The following is a 12656-nucleotide window of genomic DNA, read 5'->3' as shown; positions in this document are numbered from 1 at the left end:
ACACATGACGAGGCCAGCCATGAATCATCACTACAGAGACACGCGCAAGATCGATCCCACCAAAGGCGCAACTTTGGGCGACGGCACTCCGAACGACAATGACCGGATTGAGATCGGACCGACGCAGCTGGCGTTTGATGAATGGGCCGCAGCCGGACTGGAATTGCCCAACCTGACCCGTATGCGGGAACATCGCTGGAAGCGGCTGACGCAGGCTGTAGTGGATCGCGGGTATGGCGGCGTGCTGATGTTCGATCCGTTGAACATTCGCTATGCGACCGACAGCACAAATATGCAGCTGTGGAACACGCATAACCCGTTCCGTGCCGTTTTGTTGTGTGCCGACGGGTACATGGTGATTTGGGATTACAAGAACTCGCCCTTCCTCAGCACGTTCAACCCACTGGTGCGTGAACAACGCTCAGGCGCGGACCTGTTTTATTTCGACCGGGGCGACAAGGTCGACGTGGCGGCGGATGTGTTCTCGAATGAAGTGCGGGTGCTGATCGAAGAGCACAGCGGCGGCAACAAACGCCTTGCCGTGGACAAGATCATGCTGCACGGCCTGCGCGCGCTTGAGGCGCAAGGTTTCGAGATCATGGAAGGCGAAGAGCTGACCGAAAAGACCCGAGCCATCAAAGGACCGGACGAAATCCTTGCTATGCGCTGCGCCAGCCATGCGTGCGAGACAGCGGTAGCTGAAATGGAGAAGTTTGCCCGTGCCAATGTGGGCAATGGGAAGACCTCAGAAGATGACATATGGGCTGTTCTGCATGCGGAAAACATCAAACGCGGCGGGGAATGGATCGAAACCCGCCTCCTGGCCTCGGGCCAGCGAACCAACCCGTGGTTTCAGGAATGCGGCCCTCGGATAACGCAGCAGAACGAGATCATCTCGTTCGACACCGATTTGATCGGATCCTACGGAATTTGCATCGACATTTCGCGCAGCTGGTGGATTGGCGATCAAAAACCACGGGCGGACATGATCTATGCCATGCAGCACGCACATGAACACATCATGACCAATATGGAGATGCTCAAACCCGGTGTGATGATCCCGGAACTGACGGCAAATTCCCACAGGTTGGACGACAAGTTTCAGGCGCAGAAATACGGCTGCCTGATGCATGGCGTGGGCCTGTGTGACGAGTGGCCGCTTGTGGCCTATCCGGATAAGGCCGTCGAAGGATCCTATGACTATGCGCTGGAACCCGGAATGGTCCTGTGTGTCGAAGCTTGCGTTGGCGAGGTTGGCGGTGATTTCAGCATCAAGCTTGAAGATCAGGTTCTCATTACCGAGGACGGCTATGAGAACCTTACAAAGTACCCGTTCGATGCCCGCTTAATGGGGGCAGAGTGAGGCCAACGCCTCACTTTGACCAATGCGACCGGCGGACATTGCCGTGCCAGTCTTCCAGGATCGGTTCGTCTTGAACCTGTGGCCTGCTCAAGTTTGCGGGCCAGGACTGTCCAGCGACAAAGCCTGTGACACCGGCCAGTAGCAACGCGATGATCCACAGAGGGTGCATCACAGGGCTGCGGGCGGTGATTTCTGCGTGTGACATGGGTATCTCCTTGGTCGACAACTGCGATCCATAGATGTGTCCCAATAAAATATAAGTAAAATGAATGTTTGATTTGCCTAACTTCACAATACATGATGCTATAAGTGCAAGTTTGTAAGACCGCCCTCTCAATCACTACGCTTAGCTACATGATGGTTCACAGGTGAGAAAACGCGCACAAAGTTCTCACCTTCACGTGACGCGACTGACATAAGGGTTGAGACCGGACCAACATAAACCCACTATTGTCGGTGTTCCCCCAACTCATTCAAGGAGCCGACATGCCCACGGAACGCATTACCTTTGCCGGACATGACGGCAGCCAACTGGCCGCGCGTCTTGACCTTCCGGACGGTCCGGTGCTGGCGACAGCGCTCTTTGCCCATTGCTTTACATGTTCCAAGGACATCCCAGCGGCCCGACGTATATCTGCCCGACTGGCCGCCATGGGGATCGCAGTTCTGCGCTTTGACTTTACCGGGCTGGGCCATTCCGAAGGAGAGTTCGCGAACACGACCTTTACCTCGAATGTCGAAGACCTGATTGCCGCCGCGCAATACCTGGCTGGTCGGAGCATGGCACCTGCCCTGTTGATCGGACATTCGCTGGGCGGCGCAGCCGTTCTGCGTGCACGGGCGGGCATTCCGTCGATAAAAGCCGTGGTGACCATCGGGGCTCCGGCAGACCCAAGTCATGTCTCGCATCATTTCGAAGCCGCTTTACCGCAGATTGAGCAGGACGGCAGTGCCGAAGTCACGTTAGGCGGGCGTCCTTTCCGCATTGGCAAAGCCTTTGTAGATGACATCGCGCAATCTGCCTTGTCGGTGTCGATTGCCGAACTCAAAGCTGCGTTGTTGATCCTTCACGCACCGCGGGATGAAACCGTCAGCATCGATAACGCCAGCACGATTTTTCTGGCGGCAAAACATCCCAAAAGCTTTGTGACTCTCGACGATGCCGATCACCTGATCACACGTGCTGAGGATGCCGAATATGCGGCTGATGTGATAACCGCATGGGTTTCGCGTTACGTAAAGCTTTGCCCACCCGCCCCGCCACCCGGTGCCCCGGAAGGTGTTGTGCGTATCACCGAGGCTGACCCAAACGGCTTTATGCAAGATATTCAGGCCGGACCCCATCACCACGCGGTCGCGGATGAGCCGGTCTCGTACGGCGGTACAGACAAAGGCATGTCCCCCTACGGGTTTGTATCCGCTGGTCTGGGCGCTTGCACATCCATGACGATCCGAATGTACGCCCGCCGCAAACGCTGGCCCCTGACAAATGTCAGTGTTGATGTCTGTCATGACAAAGTGCATGCGCAGGATGCAGGTCTGGCCAATGAGGGCAAAGTGGATCAGTTTCGTCGGAAAATCCGGCTGACCGGTCCGCTGGATCAGGCGCAAAAACAGCGCCTGCTTGAGATAGCTGACAAATGCCCGGTACACCGAACGCTGGAAGGTTCCGCCCATATCACAACCGAGCTTCTGCCGTAAAAAAAGGCCGCCTGTCTGGCGGCCTTTAATTTTTAGCGGCGCGGTGATGGCCGATGAATGGGTGGCCGTGCGGCAGGTGGACGCGCCGTCGGCGGCCTTGGCCGTGCAGGCGGTTTGGCAACCGGCGGTTTCGGACGTTCAGGACGAACCGGGCGGTCAGGCCGGTTTGGTCGATCGGGGCGGTCGATGTCGATATTTACGTCTCGGCGGTAATAGTCGTTCCAAAGCATCGAGTCGTAGAACGGGTCGTACCCATATCCATACCCAACGCCAACCGAGACGCCTTCACAGGCCGACAAGCCAAAGCTTGCAGCGCCCAGCCCAAGTGCAAGAGAAATCCGTCTGATCATTTGAAAATTCATCGCACCCTCTCCTTACTGAAGCGACCGGAACGACGCGAAGACTGCGTTCAGATCGTCAGCATAGTCCGGATTCGCACCATCGCGCAGAATGGCCACGGCAACTGCAACGCGGCCCCGCGGCAGGTCAATAAGCGTTGCTGTAAAGCTGACCCCCCTGCCTTCGCGGCGTCCGGTGCCCCGGAACACCTTCGCAGGCAATCCTCCGATACGTGTGTCGCTTGTGCTTGTAACGGTTGGATCGTTGACCAGAAACTTGTCGATATCCTGCAAGTAGCGGACACCATCCTGAATGGATGCAACGCCGTCGGGCGAAACAAACCCCATCCAGACTGTATCGTCTGTCACAGGGCGCATCCCCATGACACGTGACACTCCGCGCGTGTCACCTAGCTCGGAATCCTCGATCTCTCGCGGGCCGCCAGTGCGCAGCACCCAGAAATCAGGGACACTGAAACGAAACAACGCACGACCATCTTCCGTGTACGTCACCGGAGTATCGGCCGTCACTAACCCTGCCGCGCTCAGCCACACGGCAGCGCACGCGGCCAGCAATGATCCTGAAAATAAACGCATATCTTAATAACCTGATGATTTCCGCAAACGCAGCTTGACCCTTCCAGACGCAGTTTGTCCAGTACCGGCACGCAAAGACCGGGCGGATTACGATCCCGCATGTGAGCTTTCAAAGTGCAGTCGCCGTCGCCGAATGGGTTTGAAATCACTTAACAAGTCCGCGCCTCTATTGCGCGTAAACGCCATCTGTCTCGCCGCCCGCATCGTCGACGAACCGAATTGTATCCTCATTGCGGAAGACATCGTAACAGGCCCACAAGTCTGAAGGCGGCCAGATCGAACAATACTGATCCTCGCGCACGGCCCAGCGCCCGGCGCTTGGCCCACCCGAGAAGTACTGCGTGCTCATGCTGGCCTCGAAGGTTTGCCAAACCCCTGCACCATATTCGAGCTTCTTATCTGTCAGCGCGGCCAGAATTTCGTCACCTAACAATTTCTGAAAGCCATCTGCGGCCAAAACACCCGGCCAAAGGGCCAAAATCAGGGCAAACCGTCTCATAGGCGCTCTCTCTTCTTGTTCCCTGCTGCACACAGGGCTAAACCCCGCGCCAACGCCTCATCCCAATCACAAAAAGGTGCTGCCGCCAATGATTCCTCGTTATTCCCGCCCTGACATGGTCACCATCTGGTCGCCCGAGAGCAAGTTCCGCATCTGGTACGAGATCGAGGCACACGCTTGCGATGCCATGGCCGATCTGGGCGTCATCCCGCGCGAAAATGCTGAGGCCGTGTGGAAAGCCAAAGACGTGGAGTTCGACGTAGCCCGTATTGATGAGATTGAGGCCGTCACCAAACACGATGTCATCGCCTTCCTGACCCATCTGGCCGAGCATGTGGGCAGCGAAGAAGCCCGTTTTGTGCATCAGGGCATGACCAGTTCCGACGTGCTGGACACCTGCCTGAACGTACAACTGACCCGCGCCGCTGACATCCTGATCGCCGATCTTGAAGGCCTTCTGGCCGCGCTCAAGCGCCGCGCGATTGAACATAAGGACACTGTACGCATCGGTCGTAGCCACGGCATCCATGCCGAGCCGACCACGATGGGCCTGACCTTTGCCCGCTTCTACGCCGAGATGGACCGCAACCTGTCGCGGATGCGGGACGCTCGCGCGGAAATCGCCACCGGCGCGATCAGCGGCGCAGTTGGCACCTTCGCCAATATCGATCCACGCGTTGAGGAACATGTCTGCGACCAGATGGGATTGGTGCCTGAGCCGATCAGCACGCAGGTCATTCCGCGTGACCGCCACGCCGCGTTCTTTGCGACTCTGGGCGTCATCGCCAGCAGCATCGAAAACATCGCCATCGAAATCCGCCACATGCAGCGGACCGAGGTGTTGGAAGGGGCCGAGTTCTTCTCGATGGGTCAAAAAGGTTCCTCGGCTATGCCACACAAGAAAAACCCTGTTCTGACCGAGAACCTGACAGGTCTGGCGCGCATGGTCCGCGCGGCCGTGATCCCAGCGATGGAGAACGTTGCGCTCTGGCATGAGCGTGATATTTCGCATTCGTCGGTTGAACGTATGATCGGGCCGGACGCCACGATCACGCTCGATTTCGCGCTGGCGCGGCTGACTGGCGTGGTCGACAAGATGCTGATCTTCCCAGAAAACATGATGGAGAACATGAACAAGTTCCCTGGCCTTGTTATGAGCCAGCGGGTTTTGTTGGCGCTGACCCAAGCCGGGGTCAGCCGTGAAGACGCATACGCCATGGTCCAACGCAACGCGCTGAAGGTCTGGGAACATCGCACCGACTTCAAAGAAGAGTTGCTGGCAGATGCGGATGTCACCGCTGCGCTCAGCCCTGAAGAAATCGAAGAAAAATTCGACCTCGGCTATCACACCAAGCATGTCGATACGATCTTTGCCCGAGTGTTCGGCGAATAATTCTTAAGCGATCAAGCAGTTCAGGGGCCCGGTTCGCACGCAGCGATCCGGGCCTTGTTCTTTTGCCAGATCATCAAAAATCGGTTATCTTGTCCGCGCATTCCTGAACAGGAGAAGCTTGATGATCCGGACTTTGATTTGCGCATTGGCCCTTGGCTGCTCAGCCTCTGTCGCTTTGGCCTGCAGCGCCCATACTGAACGAACGCAGTCCTGCGCGCCGGGAACACAATGGGACGCCGAGGCCCATAGTTGCGTAAAAACCGTCAATAGCTGAGGTTTTTCTTTCCTACTTGTGAATAAAAGCGACAGCGCAATTGTTAGCCTTTTATCAAATCGCGCTATGCTTGATCAGAGCAGCCCAAAGAACGGAGTAGGAAAATGCGCCTTGTTTTAGTTTCAGCTATTGCCCTTCAGGCTTTCGCCTTCGCACCGGCTTTGTATGCAGCCGGCGATGGTGGCAGCACCACGACCCCACCAAAACCAACGAACACGACCAAGAGGTGCCTTTTTGGCCGCGTCTACGACAAGGACGCGGGGCGTTGTGTCAAACCGAACAAGACCAATTTCACCGATGATGAGCTGTATGACGCCGTGCGCGAGCTGGCTTATGACGGGCAATTCGAGAACGCTCAGAACATTCTGCGCATCATGGATCAGGACGATGATCGCGTCCTGACGTATTGGGGTTTTACGTACCGCAAAATGGGTGAGCTTGAGCTAGCAAACGTCTTCTACAGCAATGCCATCAACTCTAACCCCGACAACATCCTCGCCCGCAGTTACATGGGACAGGGCTTTGTCGCCGAAGGCAGAACCGATCTTGCGATCGAGCAATGGCGCGAGATCAAAGCACGTGGTGGCGAAGGAACCTGGGCCGAGGCATCGTTGCGTGAAGCCATCCGCACCGGGCTGACCTATAACTACTAAACTTCAAGGTTATTTAACCCGATTCTCCGTAATCTGCCTGTGGTTCAGAAATTTTGGCACCACAGGCAGATGCAGGACACAAACGCATTGATACAAGCGGCACCCGGGGCATCCGCTCCGCTTGCCACAGGGAATGACGACACACCGCGACTTGTTCCCAGGACATTGACCAGCCGCCAGAAGGCCGCGGTTGTTGTGCGCCTTTTGCTCAACGAAGGCGCGGATCTTCCTTTGGAAGAACTGCCAGATGATCTGCAAGAAAGGCTGACACATCAACTTGGCGAGATGGGGCTGGTGGATCGTGTAACTCTGGATGCCGTGGCGCAGGAATTCAGCGAGGCTTTGAATAACCTTGGGCTGGCGTTTCCGCACGGGCTGGCAGGAGCACTGGATGCAGTAACCGGAAAAATCGCCCCCAAAACGGCCGCCCGTCTGCGCAAAGTGGCGGGTGTACGTCAGGTTGGCGATCCGTGGCAAAGACTGCGCGACATCCCTGCCGAGGATCTTGCCGCCATGGCTCAGGCGGAAAGCACCGAAGTGGCTGCTGTGATGCTGTCCAAAATGGACACCGCACAGGCGGCTCAGATGCTGGGTCATATGCCCGGCCCGGTGGCCCGTCGGATCACTTACGCGGTTTCAAAGACGGCTAACGTCACCCCCGAATCGGTCGAACGAATTGGCTGGTCTTTGGCTGCGCAATTGGATCAGCGTCCGGCTCAGGCGTTCGATGACGGCCCCGGCGCGCGTGTTGGCGCGATCCTGAACCAGTCTGCGGCTGCAACGCGTGACGATTTGCTGAATGCACTGGATGAGGATGACGCCGCTTTTGCCGATCTCGTGCGTCAATCAATCTTTACCTTCGCCCATATCTCCAGCCGTATCGCAGCCCGCGATGTTCCCGCCATACTGCGCGAAGTGGACCAACCCGTTCTGGTCACGGCCCTAACCGGAGCAGCCGCCGATGATGACAAAGCATCGGTCGAGTTTCTTTTGTCCAACATCTCGTCCCGCATGGCGGATAATCTGCGCGAAGAGATGGGCGAACGTGGACGCGTCAAGCAATCTGAAGCTGAAGACGCGATGACACAGGTGGTTGGTGCCATTCGGACATTGGCTGATGCAGGAACAATCGCTTTGGTCGATCCCGAAGAAGAGGCCGAATAGCACTTAAGTCAAGATTATGCGCCGCGATCCGTCCACTTTGATTGGCACCTTGCTGAACGCTTGAGCTTACCAACATCGGCCTGTATGTCTGGCACAGAACTTCGCAACACGCGGTGAGATGCCTCCATGCCCGTCGAAAAGTCGGAGCTCAGCAAGTTTGAGCTTGGAAAATACTATGTCACCAATCTGGTCCTTCAGGGGATTATCGGGGCAATGCGCCTGCTTCCTTATGAACGGCGCATCGCGACCATGGGCGCGATCATGCGATCACTGGCCCCGGTGGTTGGTTTTCGCACACGTATCCGTCGCAATCTGAAGCTCACCTGCCCTGACCTGTCCGATGCCGAGGTTAAAAAGATTTGTCGTGATGTGCCGGACAATGCAGGTCGGGCGATCATGGAGCATTTTTCGCCAGAGGGCTTCACCGAGCGTCAGAGTACAGCAAAGATTTCAGGCCCAGGCATTGCCGCCTTTGATGCAGCAGTCGCCGAAGGGCGCCCGGTCATGATGATTACTGCGCATTTTGGCCACTATCTGGCCGCGCGCATTGCCCTGCAAAAATACAGCGGTCAGCCGATAGGCTGCCTGTATCGCAGGATGGCAAACCCTTATTTCAACGACGCTTACGTAGAAGCCTTCTACAAGACCGGCGCCCCCATGTTCGAGCAAGGACGTCGGGGGATGGTTGAAATGGTGCGCACGCTGAAAAAGGGTGGCATCATTGCCATCGTGTCTGACCTTCACGCCATGGGGGGCGAAGAACTGATGTTTTTCGACAAACCCGCCGTGACCTCTGTGTTGAACGCTGAACTCGCGATGAAATACAAGGCGGAACTCATCCCTTGCTACGCTGTGCGTCAACCCAACGGAATAGATTTTGAGATCATTCTGCACGATCCGGTTCCACATACGGACCCGAAAACCATGACCCAGTTCACCAATGATGACCTAGAGAAGATGGTCCGCCAGCATATGGGGCAATGGTTCTGGATTCACCGCCGCTGGAAGCACTGGAACGGGCTTGGCATTGCCCCGGACGAGATGCCTTGATCACTTCACACGCGTTGCCGCAACAACAGGGCCGTGGCCTGCGCGTTGAACCAAAACAACCGCCGGAAGATCCGATCCAAGTTGAGCTGAGAAGGTTTGTGGTGCGACGCCATCCCATTGCCCGGCGATCTGCCAGGTTTCCACCACATTGGCATAGTCCAAGTCGTGCCCGGCCAGCTCTCCACGACGGATCGAGGCATGGCGCATGGGCGAATACTGGACGACACGAATGTCATAGGTCTCGCCCTCCGGCAATTCTACCGGCATGACTTCCACAGTCACTTCATCCGCTGTCCGGGTTGCGCTCACCGACGCCTCGGGCACCGCCTTAAGATGCGCATTGATCAGGCGGTCGAGCTCACGAGATTGCGCACCGACAATGTCATGCTGCCCGTTGATCACCATCTGCGGCGTATAGATCATCGAGCGCCCGCCTTCCCGGGCATAGGCGCGCTGCCGTGTGGTGTGGTCCGGGTCAGCGTATTCATCCTTCCACCCAATGTAGTCCCAATAGTCCACGTGCAGCGCCAAGCCGATGACGTCGTCTCGCTTGGCCAGTTCATGCATCAGCCGGTCCGCCGGGGGACAAGACGAACAGCCTTGTGACGTAAACAATTCAACCACCACAGGATCATCCTCGGCCGCGACAGATGCAGCCAGAAAACAGGACATCAGGGCAGTCAAAATGGCGGGTCTGAACATAAGAACTCTCGATTTCGGCGGTTGGGATTCAGCAATAGCTGCTTCGCTGTTCAACGACCAATCAAGGTTTCTTGAGGCGCAGGTGCACATTTGCCTCATCAATGTGTGCGATGGTATACAAAATTGCTCCCTTTGTTCTTGTTCTTCCTTGAACGAAGGGGTTTGGTGATACAGATAACAGACAGCGAATCCCATTGCCCAAGTCATTTGAGAGGGAGGCCACTGATGCCCATCAGAGTCGGACAGGACACTGCCAAGACACGCCGCAGCCTAAGCGTGAACGGCAAATCCATTTCATATTATTCCATCCCCGCCGCCCAAGAGGCCGGTCTGGGTGATTTCTCGAAACTTCCAGCGGCACTGAAAGTCGTGCTGGAAAACATGCTGCGGTTCGAAGATGACGGCTTTTCCGTCTCTGTCGAAGACATCAAAGCATTCGCCGAATGGGGCGTGAACGGTGGGAAGAACCCGCGTGAGATAGCGTACCGCCCTGCCCGCGTGCTAATGCAGGATTTCACCGGCGTTCCGGCGGTTGTGGATCTTGCGGCGATGCGCGACGGCATCAAAGGACTGGGCGGCGATGCACAGAAAATCAATCCGCTGAACCCGGTTGATCTGGTCATCGACCACTCGGTCATGATTGACGAATTCGGCAATCCGCGCGCATTTCAGATGAACGTGGACCGCGAATACGAACGCAATATGGAACGATACCAGTTCCTGAAATGGGGCCAGTCGGCGTTCAACAATTTCCGTGTCGTGCCCCCCGGAACCGGTATCTGCCATCAGGTGAATCTGGAATATCTTGCGCAGACTGTCTGGTCGGACACAGACCAAAACGGGGATGAGGTCGCTTATCCTGATACGTTGGTCGGCACCGACAGCCACACCACCATGGTCAACGGCATGGCCGTTCTGGGCTGGGGCGTTGGCGGCATCGAAGCCGAGGCCGCGATGCTGGGTCAGCCGATCTCGATGCTGATACCCGAAGTCGTTGGTTTTGAACTGACGGGTTCGATGGTCGAAGGCACCACCGGTACAGACCTTGTTCTCAAGGTCGTAGAAATGCTGCGCGAAAAGGGCGTTGTTGGTAAGTTCGTCGAGTTCTACGGCGAAGGCCTGGACCGCCTGCCGCTGGCCGATCGTGCGACCATCGCCAACATGGCACCAGAGTACGGCGCGACCTGCGGCTTCTTCCCCATCGACGGCGAGACCCTTCGTTACATGCGCAATACCGGGCGCGACGAGGACCGTCTGGCGCTGGTCGAAGCCTATGCCAAGGAAAACGGCCTCTGGCGCGACGCGGACTACGCTCCGATCTACACCGATACCCTGACGCTGGACATGGGCACGATCGTTCCGGCGATCTCGGGCCCGAAGCGCCCGCAGGACTATGTTGCCCTGACCGACGCCAAAGCGGCCTTTACCAAGGAAATGGCCGAGACCTTCAAACGCCCGATGGGCAAACAGGTCGAAGTCAAAGGCGAAGAATACGGCATGGAGTCGGGTAAGGTCGTGATCGCTTCGATCACCTCCTGCACCAACACCTCGAACCCTTATGTGATGATCGGCGCTGGTTTGGTGGCGAAGAAAGCACATGAACTGGGTCTGAACCGTCAACCCTGGGTCAAGACGTCTCTGGCCCCCGGTTCGCAGGTCGTGTCTGAATACCTCGAGGCCGCCGGTCTGCAACAGCATCTGGACGCCATCGGGTTCAACCTTGTTGGTTATGGCTGTACCACCTGCATTGGGAACTCGGGCCCGATCCAGAAAGAAATTTCCGAGGCAATTGCCGAGGGCGATCTGGTCGCCACGTCGGTTTTGTCGGGCAATCGCAACTTCGAGGGGCGTATTTCACCGGACGTCCGCGCCAACTATCTGGCTTCGCCGCCGCTGGTGGTGGTTTATGCCCTGGCTGGCACGATGGATATCGACCTGACTTCGGAACCGATCGGTCAGGACAAGGACGGCAATGACGTCTTCATGAAAGACATCTGGCCGACCCAGAGTGAAATCGCTGAACTGGTCGAGGCCACTGTGACCCGCGAGGCGTTCCAATCAAAATACGCCGACGTGTTTAAGGGCGACGAGAAATGGCGCGGGGTCGAAGTTCCACAACAGGAAACCTACAACTGGCCGCCGACCTCGACCTACATTCAAAACCCGCCTTACTTTCAGGGCATGGGTGCTGAACCGGGCACAATCTCGAATATCGAAGGGGCCAAGGTGCTGGCAATTCTGGGCGACATGGTCACAACCGACCATATCTCGCCTGCCGGGTCATTTGCGACGACCTCGCCCGCTGGCCAGTATCTGATCGAACGGCAGGTGCAACCGCGTGAGTTCAACTCTTACGGCTCGCGTCGTGGCAACCACGAGGTCATGATGCGCGGCACCTTCGCCAATATCCGCATCAAAAACGAGATGCTGGAGGGCGTCGAAGGCGGTTACACCAAGGGTCCGGATGGCGAACAGACCTCGATCTACGACGCGTCGATGGCCTATCAGGCGAACGGCACGCCGTTGGTGGTGTTTGGTGGCGAGCAGTACGGCGCGGGCTCAAGCCGCGACTGGGCAGCCAAAGGCACTGCGCTGCTGGGTGTGAAAGCCGTCATCGCCGAAAGCTTTGAGCGTATACACCGGTCAAACCTGGTTGGAATGGGCGTCATTCCGTTTGAATTTACGGGGGGTGACACACGCAAGACGCTTGGCCTGAAAGGAGATGAAACCGTCTCAATCCACGGATTGGATTCGGTTGAGCCCCTGCAAGAGGTGCCCTGCACAATCGTTTATGGCGACGGAAGTGAAAAAGCCATCACCCTGAAATGCCGCATCGATACCGCGCCCGAGATTGAATACATCGAAAACGGTGGCGTGTTGCACTATGTGCTGCGCAATCTTGCAAAGGCATCGTAAACCGAT

The 12656-nt window shown here is 56.9% G+C and carries 12 protein-coding genes; 7 read left to right on the top strand and 5 right to left on the bottom strand.

The genetic code is table 11. From position 1 onward, the window contains the following. The first annotated feature begins 19 nt into the window (after positions 1 to 19). Positions 20 to 1363, top strand: a complete 1344-nt coding sequence (gene dddP / locus ACR3EH_RS16590) for a dimethylsulfonioproprionate lyase DddP (RefSeq protein WP_171185858.1) — start codon at positions 20 to 22, stop codon at positions 1361 to 1363. A gap of 10 nt (positions 1364 to 1373) precedes the next feature. Here the strand turns inward: dddP and ACR3EH_RS16585 are convergent, their stop codons facing one another. Continuing rightward, the gene (locus ACR3EH_RS16585; protein ID WP_171185860.1) at positions 1374 to 1568 is read right to left on the bottom strand and encodes a hypothetical protein; all 195 of its coding nucleotides are present in this window, start codon (positions 1566 to 1568) and stop codon (positions 1374 to 1376) included. Between the two features lie 281 nt (positions 1569 to 1849). Here ACR3EH_RS16585 and ACR3EH_RS16580 point away from each other — a divergent pair, with 281 nt between their 5' ends. Then, positions 1850 to 3064: a bifunctional alpha/beta hydrolase/OsmC family protein gene (locus tag ACR3EH_RS16580; RefSeq protein ID WP_171185862.1), complete on the top strand. Its 1215-nt coding sequence runs from the start codon at positions 1850 to 1852 to the stop codon at positions 3062 to 3064. Between the two features lie 32 nt (positions 3065 to 3096). Here ACR3EH_RS16580 and ACR3EH_RS16575 read toward each other — a convergent pair whose 3' ends face one another. The 3 genes from ACR3EH_RS16575 to ACR3EH_RS16565 form a co-directional block, all read right to left on the bottom strand. Further along, positions 3097 to 3426, bottom strand: a complete 330-nt coding sequence (locus ACR3EH_RS16575; RefSeq protein ID WP_171185864.1) for a hypothetical protein — start codon at positions 3424 to 3426, stop codon at positions 3097 to 3099. A gap of 12 nt (positions 3427 to 3438) precedes the next feature. Further along, entirely contained in the window at positions 3439 to 3999 is a 561-nt protein-coding gene (locus ACR3EH_RS16570; RefSeq protein WP_253746596.1) for a hypothetical protein, read from the bottom strand. Positions 4000 to 4165: 166 nt separating this feature from the next. Next, complete coding sequence (locus ACR3EH_RS16565) at positions 4166 to 4498, bottom strand: hypothetical protein (RefSeq protein WP_171185866.1); 333 nt, start codon at positions 4496 to 4498, stop codon at positions 4166 to 4168. Positions 4499 to 4586: 88 nt separating this feature from the next. Between ACR3EH_RS16565 and purB the strand changes: the two genes are divergently transcribed. The 4 genes from purB (at position 4587) to ACR3EH_RS16545 (ending at position 9032) form a co-directional block, all read left to right on the top strand. Further along, positions 4587 to 5891: an adenylosuccinate lyase gene (gene purB, locus ACR3EH_RS16560; protein ID WP_171090749.1), complete on the top strand. Its 1305-nt coding sequence runs from the start codon at positions 4587 to 4589 to the stop codon at positions 5889 to 5891. A gap of 378 nt (positions 5892 to 6269) precedes the next feature. Further along, positions 6270 to 6818 (top strand): tetratricopeptide repeat protein, encoded by a 549-nt coding sequence (locus ACR3EH_RS16555; RefSeq protein WP_171676116.1) that lies wholly within the window; start codon positions 6270 to 6272, stop codon positions 6816 to 6818. Positions 6819 to 6887: 69 nt separating this feature from the next. Beyond that, positions 6888 to 7982 carry a flagellar motor switch protein FliG gene (locus tag ACR3EH_RS16550; protein ID WP_171185867.1) on the top strand — a complete coding sequence of 365 codons (1095 nt, stop codon included), beginning with the start codon at positions 6888 to 6890 and terminating at the stop codon, positions 7980 to 7982. Positions 7983 to 8108: 126 nt separating this feature from the next. Continuing rightward, a complete protein-coding gene (locus ACR3EH_RS16545) occupies positions 8109 to 9032 on the top strand; it encodes a lysophospholipid acyltransferase family protein (RefSeq protein ID WP_171185869.1) in 924 nt (307 codons plus the stop codon). On the opposite strand, the gene ACR3EH_RS16540 is transcribed toward ACR3EH_RS16545, so the two are convergent. Further along, a complete protein-coding gene (locus ACR3EH_RS16540; protein WP_171676118.1) occupies positions 9033 to 9734 on the bottom strand; it encodes a DUF1223 domain-containing protein in 702 nt (233 codons plus the stop codon). A gap of 225 nt (positions 9735 to 9959) precedes the next feature. On the opposite strand from ACR3EH_RS16540, the gene acnA reads away from it, so the two are divergent. Continuing rightward, on the top strand, positions 9960 to 12650 hold the full coding sequence (gene acnA, locus ACR3EH_RS16535; RefSeq protein WP_171185873.1) for an aconitate hydratase AcnA: 2691 nt from the start codon (positions 9960 to 9962) through the stop codon (positions 12648 to 12650). The last annotated feature ends 6 nt before the right edge of the window (positions 12651 to 12656 follow it).

The sequence above is a fragment of the Ruegeria sp. BG7 genome (assembly GCF_056535685.1).
This window is presented reverse-complemented; position numbering and strand designations above follow the sequence as displayed.